Origin of the sequence: Luteimonas composti, from assembly GCF_042678665.1 — a bacterium.
Lineage (GTDB): Bacteria > Pseudomonadota > Gammaproteobacteria > Xanthomonadales > Xanthomonadaceae > Luteimonas > Luteimonas composti.
In genome coordinates this window covers 989,208-1,004,989 of the sequence record NZ_JBHTKU010000001.1, presented here as the reverse complement: position 1 = coordinate 1,004,989, position 15,782 = coordinate 989,208, and the positions used below count along the sequence as shown (strand labels likewise).

The window sequence follows — 15,782 nt, the reverse complement described above, 5'->3', positions numbered from 1 at the left end:
CGCACCGGCCCCCGCGGGCGATGCTGCGATCCGCGGGCGACGGCCTGGGTCTTCGCAACGCCTGCGACGGCGCGCGTGCAACCTGGCTGCCGTTCGAAGCACCCACCGCAATGCCGGCCTGCTATCTCTACATCCTGCCGCTGCCCAACGAGGACCTGGCCAAGGTCGGCATCTCGGTCGATCCGCTGGCGCGGGTGCGGGCCTTCGCGCCGCGCTACTACGAGTGCTTCGACCTGGAGCACAGCGGCCTGGTCGGCTACGACAGCGTCGCCGAGGCGCGGCGGCGGGAGACGGCACTGCACCGTCGGCTGCGTGCCTGGAACGCGACCGCGCCGCTGACCGTCCCCTTGCGTGCCGGCGGGCACACCGAGTGGTTCCGGGGCGCGTTGGCGATCCTGCACGACGAGGCCGAGGCCGATCGTGCGGCCGGACACCTGGTCCATCTGCCCGCAGGCGACTGGTGGAGGCATCGGCTCCGGCAGGAGCAGGCCCAGCTGTACGAATGGATCGAGCAGTACCTGCACGACGTGCCCGCGCAGGAACTGCCGGGAACTGCGCTGTGGCAGGGGATCGTCGACGTGCTGGACGCCTGGCCGGCCATGGGACTGGGCGTGGACGAGGTGCTGCCCGATGCTTTCCAGGGCGTATACCGCGCCTATCGGCGGGCATGGTCGGCGGTGCTCTGACGCATTGCCGGAGCAGCTGAACACTCCACGCCGGGATAACGCCGGCTAGGCGCGGGTTTTACCTGGGGATGGATAGCGTGGCGCAATCGCGGCCCGAGGCCCGCCCAGACAGGACCAGCGCATGCCGAGCCGGAACCGTCGCCCCCATGCCTTGCGAATGCTCGCCGTTGCGCTGCTCGTCGGCGCGACGGGGGCTGCGGTGTCCCAGGACGCCAGTCAGGGCGGCGGCGATCGCGCCGTGAGCGGCCGTGATTCAGCCCGGTCGATGGACGACACCTGGATCGCCACCAGGGTCAAGACCGAACTGCTGGCGAGCAGGGGCGTGTCGGGGCTGGCGCTGAATGTCGAGACCACCGACGGCGTGGCTTCGCTGACCGGCGAACTGGGCAGCCAGTCCGAGCTGGACAAGGCCGTGCAGGTCGCGCGCGGCGTCGACGGCGTGGTGCGCGTGGACACCAGCGGCATCCGGATCAGCGCCGACGCCGACCGCTGAGCCCAATTCCCGTCATCGCCGGACTGCCAGCCGAACCTGGACCCTGCGGTATCGGACTGTTCGACGGCCGGCGCTGGACAGGGCGTTTGCCGCCAACCTCCCAGGCCCTGTCCGTCAAAAGGAGACCGCCCATGAAATTCCATCCCACGCTGCTGGCTGCCGCACTGACCCTCGCGCTCGCTGCCTGCGCCAATGACAGCGATGCCGACAACCCGCCGGCCGATCCGGTCGCGGCCGACACCGCCCCGACCGAACCGGCGGCCGCACCGGATGCAGCCACGGCGCCTGGCGCGTCCGCCGGGTCCCTGGCCGATCACGACCGCCGTGCGCTGCTCGCCGTGCAGGAGGTCGATCGCCATGAGATCGCGGCGGCCGAGGATGCGCTGGCCAAGAACGTGCAGGGCGACGTGCGGGCCTACGCCGAGACGCTGCGCGACGACCATGGACGCAACCTCGAAGCCACGCGCGGTCTGCTGGGCGGCGTCGCCGGCGAATCCGGCGACGGCCAGCACTACGCCGAGAACGGCCCCAACCGGGACATCGCCGCCGGCACGGCCGACGTGCAGCCTGCAGGCGCCGGCCAGGCAGCACACACGCCCGAAGGCGACACCGCGTCGGACTCTCCGGAGCTGGCCGCGATGCGCGACAAGCACGAGGCCGAACGACGCCGGCTGTCGGCGCTGGAAGGCGACGAGTTCAGCCGCGAATGGATCGCCGCGATGGTGAAGGGCCATGAGGAAGCGCTGGCCAAGCTGGACAACGAGCTGATCCCCGGCGCTGGCGACGCTGCGGTCGCCCAGCACCTGCAGTCCACCCGCGCGGCGATCTCGCGGCATCTGGATACCGCGCGCTCGCTGCAGGGAGCGCGTTGACGGCAGTCCGCGGCGCGGGTCCCGATCCGCGCCGCGGCAAGCAGGAAGAGGCGGCCCGATGGCCGCCTCCTGCTTTATCTCGTCGCGGTTTGCGATGGCGCGTCCTGTCCCGAGGCCGGACTGGCGGCCCCGCCGTCCACGCCGGCGAGCTTCCAGTGTCCCCAGTCGTCCTGGACATCGTGGCCGGTGGTGGTCCGTGCGCCGCGGTCGCCCGCATAGCGGTACAGCGGCTTGCCGTGGTAGGTCACGTGATGCGCGCCGGACGGCGTCTGCAGGGTTGCGACCGCCGGTTGCTGCAGGCCGGGGCCCGCCACCGGCGCGTCGCCGCTGCCCAGCATGACCGGGGGCCACACCTGCTGGCAGGCATCGTCGCACTTGCTGCCGTCGGTGTTGCCTTCCAGGTAATACAGGGCGGCACCGCTGGCGTCGGCCACATAGCCGGTCTCGCCGCCCTCGAGCATCAGCGTGGCGCCGCCGGCCGACGCGTTGGTGGATGCGTGTCCGCTGTCCGCCGGTGCGGCTTCGGCATCGACCGGGGCACGCGCGGCTTCGCCGCCGGTGGCACCGCCGTCGGGTGGCGTGACGTCCTGCCCGCATGCGACCAGCAGGGCGAGGGCGAGGGCGGACAGGACGGGTCTGGGCAGCATGCGCGTGCTCCTGCGGAGGGGGACATCGCGATGGTGCGCGGCGGATCGTGACCGCACGATCAAGGCATCCGGCACGGCGTGGCGCGCGCCGCGACGTCCCGATCGCTGGAAAAGGGCAAAAAAAACCCCGCGGCTGGCGGGGTTCTTCTTTCGGCGTTCCGCGTTGCGCGGTGGCCGGACCAACTTGGTGCCCAGGAGAGGACTCGAACCTCCACGGTTTTACCCGCTAGTACCTGAAACTAGTGCGTCTACCAATTCCGCCACCTGGGCAGGTGGCCGCGTATGTTGCGGCGCGGTGCGGGTATTGTCAACGGGTTTCTGCATCCGCGCCACACGCGGCGGCGTGTACCATGCCGCCGATGGCGAAAACACCCAGCAAGCGCAGCGCCCGTAGCGGCAAGGGACGGGGCGACAAGCCCGCATCGGGCCAAGGCCCGCAACGCAACCGCGGCGCCAGGTCCGCGCAGCCGGGCTGGCTGCCCCCAGCGCCGCCGGCCCGTTCGGGAACGCGTGCCGGAAGCGGAGGCGGTGGCTTCGTCGATCCCCACGCCGGTCGGGAGGCCGAGCGCTACGCGCAGCCCATCGCCAGCCGCGAAGCCATCCTGCAGCTGCTGGAGGAGGCCGATGGCCCGCTCACCATGGAGATGCTGGCGGAGCGGCTGGACCTGACCGCGCCCGACCGCGCCGCGGCGCTCGGCAAGCGCCTCGGCGCCATGGTCCGCGACGGACAGCTGCTGCAGAACCGGCGCGGCGGCTACGTGCCGGCGGGTCCGCTGGACCTGATCGCCGGCACCGTCATCGCCAATCCCGATGGCTTCGGCTTCCTGCGTCCCGACAAGGGCGTGGGCGACGACCTGTTCCTGCCGCCGGTGGAAATGCGCAAGGTCATGCACGGCGATCGCGCCATGGCCAGCGTCACCGGGATGGACCGGCGCGGTCGCCGCGAGGGCGTGATCGTCGAGGTGCTCGAGCGCCGCCTCAACCGGCTGATCGGACGCTTCACCATCGAGTCGGGCATCAGCTTCGTGGTGCCCGACGACCGCCGCATCCAGCGCAACGTGCAGGTCCCCTCCGACGCGCGCCTGGGCGCGCAACACGGGCAGCTGGTGGTCTGCGAGATCACCACGCCCGCCGATGAGCGGCGCCCGCCGATCGGCAAGGTCCTGGCGGTGCTGGGCGATGCGCTGACGCCCTCGCTGGTGGTCGAAGCCGCGATCCACGGCCACGAGCTGCCACACGAATTTCCGGCCGCGGTGCTGGCCGAGGCCGCCGCGGTGCCGCTGCAGGTGGACGCCAATGCCGCCGCCGGTCGCCGGGACCTGCGCGAGCTGCCGCTGGTCACGATCGATGGCGAGGACGCCAAGGACTTCGACGACGCGGTCTACTGCGAGCCCAACGCGCGCGGTTTCCGCCTGGTGGTGGCGATCGCGGACGTGTCGAGCTACGTGCGGCCCGGCACGCCGCTGGACGACGAGGCGCAGCTGCGCGCGACCAGCGTGTACTTCCCGGGCTTCGTCGTGCCGATGCTGCCCGAGACGCTGTCCAACGGCATCTGTTCGCTCAACCCGAACGTCGACCGGCTGTGCTTCGCCTGCGACATGCAGGTCGACCGCGACGGCGAGGTGGTGTCGTCCACCTTCCATGAAGCGGTGATGCGTTCGCATGCGCGGCTGACCTACAACCAGGTCTGGAAGGCCGTCGGCGAGGGGGATGCCGAGGCGCGCGAGCAGATCGGATCCCTCATCCCGCAGGTCGAGCGCCTGCACCAGCTCTACAAGGTGCTGGCCAAGGCGCGCGCCAGGCGCGGCGCGATCGAGTTCGAGTCGTCGGAAGTGCGCTTCGTGCTCGACAACCGCGGCGAGGTGGTGCAGGCCGGGATGCTCCAGCGCAACGACGCGCACAAGCTGATCGAGGAGTGCATGATCGCGGCCAACGTCGAGGCCGCCAGGTTCCTGCTGGAAGCGAAGATCCCGGCGCCGTACCGCATCCACGACAAGCCGCCGGAGTCCAAGTACGCCGACCTGCTCGAGTTCCTCAAGGAATTCGCATTGCGCATGCCCGCGTGGGGCCGCCTCCAGCCCAAGGACTTCGCCAACCTGCTCAAGAAGGTGCGCGACCGGCCGGACGCGACCCTGCTCGAGTCGGTGATCCTGCGCAGCCAGAGCCAGGCGGTGTATTCGCCGGACAACATCGGCCACTTCGGACTGGCGCTGCAGGCCTATGCGCATTTCACCTCGCCGATCCGGCGCTACCCCGACCTGCTGGTGCACCGCGCGATCAAGCACATCCTCAGGAGCGGCCGGCGCGAGGCCTTCCACAGCCCGAGCCAGATGGCGTCGCTGGCGCTGCAGTGTTCCGAGCGCGAGCGCCGGGCCGACGAAGCCGAGCGCGAGGTCGACGAGCGCTACCGCGCGGCGTGGATGGAGCAGCACGTCGGTGGCGAGTTCGACGGCACCATCAGCGGCGTGACCAGCTTCGGCCTGTTCGTGGAGCTCGACCAGTCCAAGGTCAACGGCCTGGTCCACGTGACCCAGCTGCCCAGCGATTTCTACCACTTCGACCCGGTGCGCAAGACCCTGACCGGCGAGCGCGCCGGGCGCGAGTTCCGCCTCGGCGACCGGGTGAGCATCATCGTGCTCAAGGCCAGCCTGGAAGAGCGCAAGATCGATTTCCGCCTCGCCGGCGAGCGCGGGCCCGGCGCGCCGCCGCGCGGCCAGCCCGCCCGGCGCAAGAAGCAGAAATACTGACGCGGCGGGCGGCCGCAGCCCGGTCGCCCGTACAATCCGCAGCCCGACACCGGTAACCAGCCCCCGCATGTCCAAGCAGAACCAGTGGATCGTCGGCATCAACGCCGTCGCCTCGGCCGTCGAGCACGATGCCGAGCACGTGCGCGAGGTGCTGGTCGAGGCGGGGGCGAAGAATCCGCGCCTGGCCGAGATCGAAACCGCCGCCCGGCGGCGCGACATCGACGTGCGCCGCGTGGCGCAGCAGGCGCTCGACGGCGTGGCCGGCGGCGTGCGCCACCAGGGCGTGGCGGCGCGCTATGCCGCGGCGAAGACCTGGGACGAACACGACCTGTCCGACCTGGTCGGGCAGGCCGGTGGGCGCGCGCTGCTGCTGGTGCTCGACGGCGTGCAGGATCCGCACAACCTTGGCGCCTGCCTGCGCAGCGCGGCCGCGGCGGGCGCGACCGCGGTGGTGATCCCCAAGGACAAGGCGGTGCAGGTCAACGCCACGGTGCGCAAGACCTCGGCCGGTGCCGCCGACAGCATCCCCGTGGTGCGCGTGACCAATCTTTCGCGCACCCTGGCCGAGCTGCAGAAGCTGGGCGTGTGGATCTACGGCCTCGCCGGCGATGCAAAGGCGTCGCTCTATGCGCTCGACCTGCGCGGCAACGTGGCCCTGGTGCTGGGCGGCGAGGCCGACGGCCTGCGCCGGCTCACGCGGGAGCACTGCGACCAGCTGGTGTCCGTGCCGATGCCCGGGCTGGAAACTTCTCCCGGCGTCGAGAGTCTCAACGTCTCGGTGGCCGCTGGCGTGACCCTGTTCGAGGCGGTCCGCCAGCGCAGCGGTTGACCCGGGGCGAGGAGGATCGAGGATGGCGGCACTGGCGTGGCAGGACTGGCTCGGATTCGCCGGTGCGGCGCTGATGCTGCTGGCCCTGTTCCTGCTGCTGTTCGCGCCGCGCGCCGACGGGCGCGCCCGCGCGCGCGCGGCGCTGGGCCTGCTGGGCGCGGCCGCGCTGCTGCCTGCGGCCCTGCGGTATTTCAACCCGCCGCTGTTCTTCCTGCTGGTGGCGTGGCTGTTGCTCAACGCCTACGGCCTGTTCCGGCGGCCCGGCGGCGCCTGACCCGGCCGGCCCCGCGTGCGAACATGGCCCCGCGCAGGGACGACCCTGCGCCTGCGGCTGCCCCGGGGACGACCCCATTGAAGATGGAGGTTGCGCGATGCCCTGGATCATCCTGTTGCTGGCCGGCGTGTTCGAGATCGGCTGGGCGATCGGACTGAAATACACCGAAGGCTTCACCCGTCTGTGGCCGACCCTTGGCACGGTGGCGGCGATGGCGATCAGCCTCGGCCTGCTGGGCGTGGCGATGAAGTCGCTGCCGGTGGGCACCGCCTATGCGGTGTGGGTGGGTGTCGGTGCGGTGGGTACCGCGATCCTCGGCATCGTGCTGCTGGGCGAGCCCGCCAACCCGGGCCGCCTGGTGAGCCTGGGCCTGATCGTACTGGGCATCATCGGGCTCAAGCTCGCCTCGCCGGCCTGACCGGGCGCGGCGCCCGGTCTGCGCGATCGCGTAACCGCAGGTGTTGGTCGCTCAGTCGTCGGCCTGGCCGCGATGGTCGCGCTTGCCCTGGTTCACCCGGTCGCGGGTGCTGATGCTGCCCTGGTTGGCCGGGAGCCGGATTTCGGCCGCGTGCAGGCGCCTGGCGCGGCGCTCTGCACTGGCGGACTGGTAGCCGGGTTCGCCCGCCGCGGGGCCCGTGCCGCCGATGTCCTCCCAGGGCTTGGGTTCGCTGTCGCGGACCTGCTTGGCCTCGAGCAGTGCCTGGGTCTGGGCCAGCGCCTCCTCGGGCGTGATGCGGCGCTTGCGCGACCGGCGACGGACACCGTCCTGGGGCGGTGCCTTCGCAGCCGGGCTGCGTCCGGCCTTGCCGCCGCCCTGCTTCCCCGCTGCATTGCGGGTGGCCTCGCTCGCTGTGGGTCCGGCGTTGCCTGCGGGCTTCGCGCTGGCAGGCTGGCGCGCGGTCTTCGCAGGCGCCGGAGCCGCCCGCCTGGTCGGGGACGCCGCGGCCGGACGTGTCGACTGTCCGGTCGCCGTCGCCGGCTTGGCCGGCCCGGATGCCCTCGCGGTCTTCGTGGTCTTTGTCGTCCTGGTGGTCCGGGTGGCGTTGGTGGATGTGGCGGTCTTCTTGCTTCCGGCCTTGGTGGTCGCAGTGCTCCCGGCGGGGTTCGCCGGCGTGCCGCCGCGGGACTTCTTCGCCGGGGCCGACTTGCGCGCCTTGCCGGCCGTCCCCTCGACCTCGCGCAGGCGCGTCTCGAAGCGGTCGAGGATGTCGGCCAGCAGCTCGGCCTTGTCCTTGCTGCGCTGGTTGGCGCCGCCGCTGCTGCCGCGCTTGCTGCCAGTGCGCTCGCGCGAGGCGAGCTTCTGCCGGCGGACGATGTCGCGCGCGCGGTCGCGGGCGGTACGCGCGCGGGCGACGCGCGTCGCCAGTGCCCTGCCGTCGAGCTGGCGCAGGCCGTTGATGCGGCTGTCGTCGTAGAGTGCCATCTCGCGCTGGTTGAGCAGCTGGCTGGCCTTGGCGCGGGTGATCGGCATCGCGGTCTCCTCTCGTGCGGACGCATCGAGTGGAGCACAGGCGATGTTCAGCCGGGGTCGACGGCGGTGCCGCCGCGATGTGCGCGGATCAGGCGCGCTGCGGCGCCGGCCAGGCGTTGACGATGGTGCAGAACAGCTTCGCGGTCTGCTCGGCGTCGTACAGCGCCGAATGCGCGTCTTCGCTGCTCCAGCTGAAGCCGGCGGCCTGCACCGCACGCGCCAGCACCGTCTGTCCGTAGGCCACGCCGGCGAGGGTGACGGTGTCGAACACGCTGAAGGGATGGAAGGGGTTGCGCTTGTGCCCGGTGCGGGCGACCGCGGCGTTGACGAAGTTCAGGTCGAAATGCGCGTTGTGGCCGACCAGGATCGCGCGCTGGCAGCCGTGCCTGCGCACGGCGGCGCGCACCCCCGCGAACACGTGGTCGAGCGCTTCGCGCTCCGGCTTGGCGAAGCGGAAGGGGTGGTCGATGTCGATCCCGGTGACTTCCAGCGACTGCGGGTCGATCTCGGTGCCGGGCGCGGGCACGACGTGGGCGCTGGTGGCGGGACCGGGCACCAGCGCGCCGGTCTCGTCCACGTCCAGCGGCACCGCGGCGATCTCCAGCAGTGCGTGCCGGTTCCAGTCGAAGCCGCCGGTTTCGACGTCCACCACCACCGGCAGGTAGCCGCGGAAACGGCGGGTGAGCAGGGTGACGTTGGGGGCGGGCGCTGCGGCTTGTTCCATGCGCAAAGCCTAGCAGAGCGTGCGTCCGCGCCCGCCATCGCCCGAGTGCCGATGCGGCGCTCAGGCAGCGCGCATGCCGCAGAGCGTGCTGTCGACGGCCATGCGCGCGAGCAGCGCCGCGCCGTCGGCGATCAGCGCATCCGGATCCGCCGAACCGGCTTCCCGGGCCAGCGCCTCCAGGCAGTCGCGGCCGCTGCGCGTGCCCGGCGCCAGCAGTTCGAGCAGGCGGAAGGCCAGCGGCGACAGTTCCGCGAAGCGCACCTCGCCGTCGGCGTCGCGACGTACCAGCAACAGGGTCGGCGCATCCGGCGCGCGGTCCGGCCGGAACGACGGGCCGATGCGCTGCACCGGCCAGCGGTAGGCGAGCGCCCAGGCCAGGGGCGAGACCACCGGGGCGGCGTCGAGCAGCGCCTCGCCCGCAGCGGTGGCGGGCAGTGGCGCAAGGTCCGCCGGCGGCAGCGCATCGGAGATCTGCAGCGCCAGCTCGACCCACTCGTAATGCGCCAGTTCTGCGATCCAGGGCGGGAGCCCGGGGTCGGGCTCGGTCTCGAGCCAGCGCACGAACTCGCGCCCGATCTCCGTGAACAGCGGCGTGCGGCAGCGATGGCCAGCGTAGAAGGCACGGACCAGCGCATGCCAGTCCTCGCCGGCCAGGATGCGCCGGATCACCGGGAAGTTGCCGGCCAGCAGGGACTGCAGGTTGTTGTAGAGCAGATCGCGATAGACCGCCAGGCGGTCGTCGCGGATGCCGTCCGGCGCAGGCACGCCCCGCGGGTCGCGCAAGTGGCGCGAGAGCGCGAACTGCTGCGCTCGCAGCAGGGACTCAGCCACGCGCCGGAACCGCAGCCGGTGCCGCGGCGGCGGCGCGCTGCAGCGCACGGATCGACGCGATCTCGTCGAGCAGTTCGGCGAAGGGCGGCAGGTTGAAGTCGCGCTCGAGCAGGGTCGGTCGCAACCCGTGCACGCGGTAGGCCTCGGCCAGCAGCGACCACACGTCGGGGATGACCGCCGCCCCATGCGTATCCACCTTCAGTCCCGGTGCCTCGTCGTGGTGCCCCGCGACGTGGTAGCAGGCGATCCGGTTCGAGGGCATGCGGCGCAGGAAGGCTGCGGCGTCGTATCCGTGGTTGACCGCGTTGACGAGGATGTTGTTGACGTCCAGCAGCAGGTCGCAGTCGGCTTCCGCCAGCACCGCCTCGACGAAACCGGCCTCGTCCAGCGCCTGCGCGGGGGCGGCGGGCAGGGCGGCGTAGTAGCTCACGTTCTCGATCGCGATGCGGCGGCCGAGGATGTCCTGCACGCGCCGGATCCGCGCCGAGACATGCGCCACCGCCTCCTCGGTGAAGGGCAGGGGCAGCAGGTCGTAGAGCTGGCCGTCGTCGCTGCACCAGCTCAGGTGCTCGCTGTAGAGGGCCACGCGATGACGGTCGAGGAATCGGCCCACGCGCGCCACGAAGGTCTCGTCCAGCGGCGCCGGGCCGCCCAGCGACAGCGACAGTCCGTGGCAGGTCAGTGGGTGCCGCTCGGCCAGCGCCTCGAAGGCCACGCCGAGCCGACCGCCGACGCCGATCCAGTTCTCCGGCGCGCATTCGAGGAAATCCACGTCGCCGGGCGCGGCGGCCTGCAGCGCGGACAGCAGTCCGCGCCGCAGGCCCAGGCCCGCGCTGGCCGCGGCCAGCGGTGGCGGCGACGTGGTCACGCGGGGCCGACCCTGCTCAGGCCATGCCGCCGCACTTGCCCTCGCCGCACTTGCCTTCCATGTCGCCCTTGGCGGCGGCCTTGTGGGCCTCGTGCTCGGCCTTGTCGACGAAGCCGTCGCCGTTGGCATCCATGGCGGCGAACTTCCCGCCCTCGTCCGGATGGACGGCATCGAACTCGGCGCGCGAGACCTTGCCGTCCTTGTCGGTATCGACGCGGTCGATGCCGCACTTGCCTTCGCCGGACTTGTGGGCGGCCTTGTCGCCACCGCAGCTGCCTTCCTGCGCCTTGGCGGCCGCGGCCTCGGGCGCGCCGGCCATGTAGCCCTGGGCGAGCGGAGTGACCGCGAAACTGGAGCCGGACAGCAGCAGGCCACCGGCGAGGGCGGTGCCGAGCCGGACCACGGCGGGCTTCTTGCTGGAATTCATGGTGGAGCTCCTCTCTGGACGGGTGCGCCCGCCTGCGATGGCGGGAGTCGGGAGGATAGTCCTCCGCTGGGCCGCGGCGGAGCGGCGTCGCGACGCGCGCCCGGGTGCCGTGCGGCCGTCGGACCTGCCTCCGGGCGGCAGTGTGGGCGCAGCCGCATTAAGCCGCGGTTAGTCCGATCCGCCGGTGGATCCGGACGGCGGGAGGTGCCCCGGGGCCTCAGCCCGGACCGCTGGTGTCGTCGCGCTTCTCGCGCGGCGGCAGCGCGTCGTCGCCATGCACCAGGAACCAGATGTTCTCCGCGATGTTGGTGGCGTGGTCGCCGATGCGCTCGAGGTTCTTGGCCATGAACAGCAGGTGGGTGCACGGGGTGATCGCCCGGGCGTCTTCCATCATGTAGGTCAGCAGTTCGCGGAACAGGCCGGTGTGCAGGGTGTCGACCTCGGCGTCCTGCGCGCGCACGCGCTGCGCGGCCTCAGCGTCGTCGGTCGCGAACGCCTCCAGCACGTCGCGCAGCTGGCGCACCACCCGCTGGCCGAGGATGGCCAGCCCGCGCGTGTGCGGCAGCGGCGGCGCGGAATTGAGCGCGGTCGAGCGCTTGGCGACGTTGGCGGCGTAATCGCCGATGCGTTCGATGTCCGAGGCGATCCGCAGGGCGGAGAGGATCTCGCGCAGGTCGCGTGCCATCGGCCCGCGCAGCGCCAGCCGCATCACGTCCTGGCTGACTTCGTGCTCAAGCAGGTCGATGGCCTCGTCGTTGGCGACGATGCGCGCGGCGGCCCTGTCGTCGCGGCGCTCGACGACGTCCAGCGCCGCCTCCAGCTGGGCCACCGCCATCTCGCCCATGCGCAGGATCTCGCCGGTCAACCGCTGCCGTTCCTCGTCGTAGCTCCTGACGATGTGGTCGTGGGGCTGGGTGCTCATGGGTGGGTGTCCGGATGGGAAGTGGGAGTGCGTCGCCGTCGCGATTCAGCCGAAGCGGCCGGTGATGTAGTCCTCGGTCTGCTGCTTCGAGGGGTTGGAGAAGATGGTCTCGGTGGTGCCGTGTTCGACCAGGTCGCCCAGGTACATGAAAGCCGTGAAATCCGACACGCGCGCGGCCTGCTGCATGTTGTGGGTGACGATGACGATGGTGTAATCGAGCTTGAGCTCTTCGATCAGCTGTTCGATGCGGCTGGTCGAGATCGGGTCGAGCGCGGAGGTCGGCTCGTCCAGCAACAGCACGTCCGGGCGCAGGGCGACCGCGCGCGCGATGCACAGGCGCTGCTGCTGGCCGCCGGACAGGCCGAGCGCAGACTGGCCCAGCTTGTCCTTGACCTCGTCCCACAGCGCGCCCTGGCGCAGCGCGTGCTCCACGCGCTCGTCGAGCTGCGCCTTCGAGAGCTTCTCGTGGTGGCGGATGGCGTAGGCGATGTTCTCGTAGATCGTCATCGGGAACGGCACCGGCTTCTGGAACACCATGCCGACCTTGCTGCGCAGGCGGTTCATCGGGTACTTCGGCGAGAGGATGTCCTCGCCGTCGAGCAGGATCTCGCCGCTGGCGCGCAGCTTCGGGTACAGCGCGTAGATCCGGTTGAAGATGCGCAGCAGGGTGGACTTGCCGCAGCCCGAGGGCCCGATCAGCGCGGTCACGCGCTTTTCCGGGATCTCCAGGTTGATGTTCTTCAGCGCGTGGAACCGGTCGTAGTGGAAGTCCAGGCCCTTGACCGCGATCTTGGTCGGCATCGGTGCCAGCGCGCCGCGCTGCTGCGTGGCCACGTTGAAGCGCTGCATCGGCACGGCGGATTGGAGGTCGTTCATGGACGGGTCCAGGGAAAGGTCAGTCATGGGAGATCCTGTTGCGCAGCAGCAGCGCGCGCGCCGACAGGCTGACCAGCAGCACGAACACGGTCAGCACGAAGGCGCCGGCCCAGGCGAGCTGCTGCCAGGATTCGTAGGGGCTGCCGGCGTACTGGTACATCACCACCGGCACGCTCGCCATCGGCTGCAGCACGTTCGAGTTCCAGTACTGGTTGCCGAAGGCGGTGAACAGCAGCGGCGCGGTTTCGCCGGAGATGCGGGCCAGCGAGAGCAGGATGCCGGTGACGATGCCCGCCGATGCGCTGCGGTACAGCACCTGCACGATCACCTTCCACTGCGGCACGCCCAGCGACAGCGCGGCCTCGCGCATCTGCACCGGCACCAGCTGCAGCATCTCGTCGGTAGTGCGCACCACCACCGGCAGCACGATGAAGGCCAGGGCGATGGCGCCTGCGAGGGCCGAGAAGCGGCCGCCGGTCTGCATCACCACCAGGGTATAGACGAACAGGCCGAGGACGATCGACGGCGCCGACAGCAGGATGTCGTTGACGAAGCGCACCACCGTGCCGGCCTTGCGCGCCTTGCCGTACTCCGACAGCCAGGTGCCGGCGGCCACGCCCAGCGGCGTGCCGATGGCGATGGCCATCGCGCACATCACCGCGCTGCCGAAGAAGGCGTTGAGCAGGCCGCCCTCCTGCATCGGCGGCGGGGTCATCTGCGTGAACAGCGCCCAGTCGATCCCGCCGACGGCCTTGCTGGCCAGGGTCCAGAGGATCCAGCCCAGGAAGAACAGGCCGAAGCAGGCGGTGAGGATGCCCAGCGCGATCGCCAGGCCGTTGCCGAAGCGGCGGCGTGCATAGAGACGGTCGGCGACGGCATGCTCGCGGGCGGTGGACGCGGACATCAGTTGCCCTCCCTGCGTGCCAGCTGCATCAGCATGAGGCGCGCGATCGCCAGCACCACGAAGGTCACCAGGAACAGCACGAAGCCGAGCAGCAGCAGGGCGGAGCGGTAGGTGTCGGTGGCCTCGCCGAAGTCGTTGGCAATCAGCGCGGCGATGGTGGTGCCCGGCTCCAGCAGCGAGGGCGACAGGCGTACCGAGTTGCCGACCACGAAGGCGACGGCCATGGTCTCGCCAAGCGCGCGGCCGAGGCCCAGGAAGATGCCGCCGATCACCGCCGAGCGGGTGTAGGGCAGGACGATGTCCCAGCTGACCTCCCACTTGGTCGAGCCCAGCGCATAGGCCGATTCCTTCAGCCGGGTCGGCACCGTGAGGAAGACCTCGCGCATCACCGAGGAGATGAAGGGGATCACCATGATCGCCAGCACGAAGCCGGCGGTGAGCATGCCGATGCCCAGCGGCGGGCCGCGGAACAGCACGCCGACGCCAGGCAGGGTGCCCAGGTGGTCGTTGAGCCAGGGCGTGACGTATTCGGTCATCACCGGCACCAGCACGAACAGGCCCCACATGCCGTAGATGATCGAGGGCACGCCGGCCAGCAGTTCGATCGCCGTGCCCACCGGCCCGCGCATCCAGCGCGGCGCCACCTCGGTGAGGAAGAAGGCGATGCCGAAGCTCACGGGAACGGCGATCACCATCGCGATGACGGCGGTGACGATGGTGCCGTAGATCGGCACCAGGGCGCCGTAGCGGTTCTCGACCGGATTCCACTCGGACGAGAAGAAGAAGCCCAGGCCCTGCGAGGCCAAGGCCTCGCGGCCGCCCCACAGCATGGACAGGGCGGCGCCGGCCAGCGCCACCAGCACCAGGCCGACCGTTGCGGTCAGCAGCCAGCGGAAGATGCGGTCGTTGCGCGCATCGCGCAGGTCGCGCGCCGTACCGTGCGGAGCCGAGAGGGAAATGGCGCTCATGGGGATTCCGGAACAGAGGTGTCGCCGTGTCCGCGAAGGCGGGGATCCGCCACCCGGGCGCTGCCGGGGAGGGTCGGACGCCCGGGCGCTGGACCCGCCGCCTTCGCGAAGATGGCGCGACGCCAACCGCGCAGGTTGCGCGGATGCGGCATCACTTGAACTCCGACGCCCAGTACGCCTCGATCTGCTGCACCAGTTCCGGCGGCAGCGGCACGTAATGCAGCTCGGCTGCCTGCGTCCGGCCGTGCTCGAACGCCCACCGGAAAAAGGCGCGCGTGGCCTGGCTGCGCGCGGGGTCCTTCGGCTGCTTGTGCATCAGCATGAAGTTGGTGGCGGTGATCGGCCAGGCGTCCGCGCCGGGCGCATCGGTGATGACCAGGTCGAAGTCGCTGGCGCTGGCCCAGTCGGCGGTGGCGGCCGCCGCCGCGAAGCTTTCTTCGCTGGGTCGCACGAAATGGCCGGCTGCGTTCTGCAGCGATGCGTACGGCATGCCGTTCTGCAGGGCGTAGGCCAGTTCGACGTAACCGATGGCGCCCTTGATCTGCTGCACGTACGAGGCGACGCCCTCGTTGCCCTTGCCGCCGACGCCGACCGGCCACTGCAGCGAGGTGCCTTCGCCAACCCTGGATTTCCAGTCGTCGCTGACCTTGGACAGGTAGTTGGAGAAGTTGAAGGTGGTGCCCGATCCGTCGGAGCGATGCACGACGCTGATCTTGCCTGCGGGCAGCGGCACGCCAGGATTGAGCGCGGCGATGGCGGGATCGTTCCAGGTCGCGATCTTGCCCAGGAAGATGTCGGCCAGCAGCGGGCCGGTGAGCTTCAGCTGGCCGGGCTGCAGGCCCTCGAGGTTGAGCACGGGCACCACGCCGCCGATCGCCGACGGGAACTGGCCCAGGCCTGCTTCGGCGAGTTCGTCGCTCGACAGCGGCTTGTCGCTGGAACCGAAATCGACGGTGCCGGCCTTGATCTGCGCGATGCCGCCGCCCGAGCCGATCGACTGGTAGTTGACCTTGGCGCCGGTGGCCGCGTTGTAGTCGGCCGACCACTTCGACACCAGCGGGAAGATGAAGGAGGCGCCTGCGCCGGAGATGTCGACGCTGACGCGGTCGCCCGCGGATGCGGCGGCATCGGCATCGGCGGCGGGCGCCGGGCCGGCCGGCGCGCCGCCCTCCGGCGAGCAGGCGGTCACGAGCAGGGCGGCCGACAGGGCCAGGAGGGTCGGGCGGACACGCGAAGCGATCAT

Annotated in this window: 18 protein-coding genes and 1 tRNA gene; 7 read left to right on the top strand and 12 right to left on the bottom strand. The window is 71.0% G+C overall.

Going from position 1 to position 15,782, the window contains the following annotated elements; genetic code table 11:
• The first annotated feature begins 20 nt into the window (after nucleotides 1-20).
• The 3 genes from ACFQ2D_RS04625 to ACFQ2D_RS04615 all read left to right on the top strand — a co-directional run bounded on the left by ACFQ2D_RS04625 (nucleotide 21) and on the right by ACFQ2D_RS04615 (nucleotide 2,051).
• Nucleotides 21-686, top strand: coding sequence for a GIY-YIG nuclease family protein (locus ACFQ2D_RS04625; RefSeq protein ID WP_280942697.1), 666 nt, complete (start codon nucleotides 21-23; stop codon nucleotides 684-686).
• A 265-nt stretch (nucleotides 687-951) separates the two neighbouring features.
• Nucleotides 952-1,179: a BON domain-containing protein gene (locus tag ACFQ2D_RS04620; RefSeq protein WP_280942696.1), complete on the top strand. Its 228-nt coding sequence runs from the start codon at nucleotides 952-954 to the stop codon at nucleotides 1,177-1,179.
• Between the two features lie 131 nt (nucleotides 1,180-1,310).
• Nucleotides 1,311-2,051, top strand: coding sequence for a DUF4142 domain-containing protein (locus ACFQ2D_RS04615; protein ID WP_280942695.1), 741 nt, complete (start codon nucleotides 1,311-1,313; stop codon nucleotides 2,049-2,051).
• Between the two features lie 74 nt (nucleotides 2,052-2,125).
• Here the strand turns inward: ACFQ2D_RS04615 and ACFQ2D_RS04610 are convergent, their stop codons facing one another.
• Together ACFQ2D_RS04610 and ACFQ2D_RS04605 are read right to left on the bottom strand one after the other, a co-directional pair.
• Entirely contained in the window at nucleotides 2,126-2,698 is a 573-nt protein-coding gene (locus ACFQ2D_RS04610) for a COG4315 family predicted lipoprotein (protein ID WP_280942694.1), read from the bottom strand.
• Nucleotides 2,699-2,883: 185 nt separating this feature from the next.
• A tRNA-Leu gene (locus ACFQ2D_RS04605) sits at nucleotides 2,884-2,968 on the bottom strand.
• 89 nt (nucleotides 2,969-3,057) lie between these two features.
• On the opposite strand from ACFQ2D_RS04605, the gene rnr reads away from it, so the two are divergent.
• From rnr to sugE, 4 genes are all read left to right on the top strand, one after another.
• Complete coding sequence (gene rnr, locus ACFQ2D_RS04600; protein WP_280942693.1) at nucleotides 3,058-5,445, top strand: ribonuclease R; 2,388 nt, start codon at nucleotides 3,058-3,060, stop codon at nucleotides 5,443-5,445.
• A gap of 67 nt (nucleotides 5,446-5,512) precedes the next feature.
• The gene (gene rlmB / locus ACFQ2D_RS04595) at nucleotides 5,513-6,274 is read left to right on the top strand and encodes a 23S rRNA (guanosine(2251)-2'-O)-methyltransferase RlmB (RefSeq protein ID WP_280942691.1); all 762 of its coding nucleotides are present in this window, start codon (nucleotides 5,513-5,515) and stop codon (nucleotides 6,272-6,274) included.
• Between the two features lie 22 nt (nucleotides 6,275-6,296).
• Nucleotides 6,297-6,548 carry a CBU_0592 family membrane protein gene (locus ACFQ2D_RS04590; protein WP_280942690.1) on the top strand — a complete coding sequence of 84 codons (252 nt, stop codon included), beginning with the start codon at nucleotides 6,297-6,299 and terminating at the stop codon, nucleotides 6,546-6,548.
• A gap of 97 nt (nucleotides 6,549-6,645) precedes the next feature.
• Nucleotides 6,646-6,966 (top strand): quaternary ammonium compound efflux SMR transporter SugE, encoded by a 321-nt coding sequence (gene sugE / locus ACFQ2D_RS04585; RefSeq protein WP_280942689.1) that lies wholly within the window; start codon nucleotides 6,646-6,648, stop codon nucleotides 6,964-6,966.
• Between the two features lie 51 nt (nucleotides 6,967-7,017).
• Here sugE and ACFQ2D_RS04580 read toward each other — a convergent pair whose 3' ends face one another.
• From ACFQ2D_RS04580 to pstS, 10 genes are all read right to left on the bottom strand, one after another.
• Nucleotides 7,018-8,019, bottom strand: a complete 1,002-nt coding sequence (locus tag ACFQ2D_RS04580) for a hypothetical protein (RefSeq protein ID WP_280942688.1) — start codon at nucleotides 8,017-8,019, stop codon at nucleotides 7,018-7,020.
• Nucleotides 8,020-8,107: 88 nt separating this feature from the next.
• Nucleotides 8,108-8,743, bottom strand: a complete 636-nt coding sequence (gene rnt, locus ACFQ2D_RS04575; protein WP_280942687.1) for a ribonuclease T — start codon at nucleotides 8,741-8,743, stop codon at nucleotides 8,108-8,110.
• Between the two features lie 60 nt (nucleotides 8,744-8,803).
• Nucleotides 8,804-9,574 carry an HvfC family RiPP maturation protein gene (locus ACFQ2D_RS04570; protein ID WP_280942686.1) on the bottom strand — a complete coding sequence of 257 codons (771 nt, stop codon included), beginning with the start codon at nucleotides 9,572-9,574 and terminating at the stop codon, nucleotides 8,804-8,806.
• Nucleotides 9,567-10,442 (bottom strand): HvfB family MNIO-type RiPP peptide maturase, encoded by an 876-nt coding sequence (locus ACFQ2D_RS04565; RefSeq protein WP_280942685.1) that lies wholly within the window; start codon nucleotides 10,440-10,442, stop codon nucleotides 9,567-9,569. The genes ACFQ2D_RS04570 and ACFQ2D_RS04565 overlap by 8 nt, the downstream gene beginning before the upstream one ends.
• Nucleotides 10,443-10,458: 16 nt before the next feature.
• Nucleotides 10,459-10,869, bottom strand: coding sequence for an HvfA family oxazolone/thioamide-modified RiPP metallophore (locus ACFQ2D_RS04560; protein WP_280942684.1), 411 nt, complete (start codon nucleotides 10,867-10,869; stop codon nucleotides 10,459-10,461).
• A gap of 217 nt (nucleotides 10,870-11,086) precedes the next feature.
• Nucleotides 11,087-11,791: a phosphate signaling complex protein PhoU gene (phoU, locus tag ACFQ2D_RS04555; RefSeq protein WP_280942683.1), complete on the bottom strand. Its 705-nt coding sequence runs from the start codon at nucleotides 11,789-11,791 to the stop codon at nucleotides 11,087-11,089.
• A 45-nt stretch (nucleotides 11,792-11,836) separates the two neighbouring features.
• Nucleotides 11,837-12,667: a phosphate ABC transporter ATP-binding protein PstB gene (gene pstB / locus ACFQ2D_RS04550; protein WP_280942716.1), complete on the bottom strand. Its 831-nt coding sequence runs from the start codon at nucleotides 12,665-12,667 to the stop codon at nucleotides 11,837-11,839.
• Nucleotides 12,668-12,686: 19 nt separating this feature from the next.
• Nucleotides 12,687-13,571 carry a phosphate ABC transporter permease PstA gene (pstA, locus tag ACFQ2D_RS04545; RefSeq protein ID WP_280942682.1) on the bottom strand — a complete coding sequence of 295 codons (885 nt, stop codon included), beginning with the start codon at nucleotides 13,569-13,571 and terminating at the stop codon, nucleotides 12,687-12,689.
• On the bottom strand, nucleotides 13,571-14,539 hold the full coding sequence (gene pstC / locus ACFQ2D_RS04540; RefSeq protein WP_386795537.1) for a phosphate ABC transporter permease subunit PstC: 969 nt from the start codon (nucleotides 14,537-14,539) through the stop codon (nucleotides 13,571-13,573). Before pstC ends, pstA begins: the two co-directional genes overlap by 1 nt.
• Nucleotides 14,540-14,690: 151 nt before the next feature.
• Complete coding sequence (gene pstS, locus ACFQ2D_RS04535) at nucleotides 14,691-15,782, bottom strand: phosphate ABC transporter substrate-binding protein PstS (protein ID WP_280942681.1); 1,092 nt, start codon at nucleotides 15,780-15,782, stop codon at nucleotides 14,691-14,693.

Bases quoted from the DNA above. Each gene is read 5' to 3' on its own strand.
- ACFQ2D_RS04580 (WP_280942688.1), bottom strand. From the start codon at position 8,019: ATGCCGATCACCCGCGCCAAGGCCAGCCAGCTGCTCAACCAGCGCGAG.
- sugE (WP_280942689.1), top strand. From the start codon at position 6,646: ATGCCCTGGATCATCCTGTTGCTGGCCGGCGTGTTCGAGATCGGCTGG.
- rnr (WP_280942693.1), top strand. From the start codon at position 3,058: ATGGCGAAAACACCCAGCAAGCGCAGCGCCCGTAGCGGCAAGGGACGG.
- rlmB (WP_280942691.1), top strand. From the start codon at position 5,513: ATGTCCAAGCAGAACCAGTGGATCGTCGGCATCAACGCCGTCGCCTCG.
- pstB (WP_280942716.1), bottom strand. From the start codon at position 12,667: ATGAACGACCTCCAATCCGCCGTGCCGATGCAGCGCTTCAACGTGGCC.
- pstC (WP_386795537.1), bottom strand. From the start codon at position 14,539: ATGAGCGCCATTTCCCTCTCGGCTCCGCACGGTACGGCGCGCGACCTG.
- ACFQ2D_RS04610 (WP_280942694.1), bottom strand. From the start codon at position 2,698: ATGCTGCCCAGACCCGTCCTGTCCGCCCTCGCCCTCGCCCTGCTGGTC.
- pstS (WP_280942681.1), bottom strand. From the start codon at position 15,782: ATGATCGCTTCGCGTGTCCGCCCGACCCTCCTGGCCCTGTCGGCCGCC.
- ACFQ2D_RS04560 (WP_280942684.1), bottom strand. From the start codon at position 10,869: ATGAATTCCAGCAAGAAGCCCGCCGTGGTCCGGCTCGGCACCGCCCTC.
- pstA (WP_280942682.1), bottom strand. From the start codon at position 13,571: ATGTCCGCGTCCACCGCCCGCGAGCATGCCGTCGCCGACCGTCTCTAT.
- ACFQ2D_RS04615 (WP_280942695.1), top strand. From the start codon at position 1,311: ATGAAATTCCATCCCACGCTGCTGGCTGCCGCACTGACCCTCGCGCTC.
- ACFQ2D_RS04620 (WP_280942696.1), top strand. From the start codon at position 952: ATGGACGACACCTGGATCGCCACCAGGGTCAAGACCGAACTGCTGGCG.
- ACFQ2D_RS04590 (WP_280942690.1), top strand. From the start codon at position 6,297: ATGGCGGCACTGGCGTGGCAGGACTGGCTCGGATTCGCCGGTGCGGCG.
- rnt (WP_280942687.1), bottom strand. From the start codon at position 8,743: ATGGAACAAGCCGCAGCGCCCGCCCCCAACGTCACCCTGCTCACCCGC.
- phoU (WP_280942683.1), bottom strand. From the start codon at position 11,791: ATGAGCACCCAGCCCCACGACCACATCGTCAGGAGCTACGACGAGGAA.
- ACFQ2D_RS04625 (WP_280942697.1), top strand. From the start codon at position 21: ATGCTGCGATCCGCGGGCGACGGCCTGGGTCTTCGCAACGCCTGCGAC.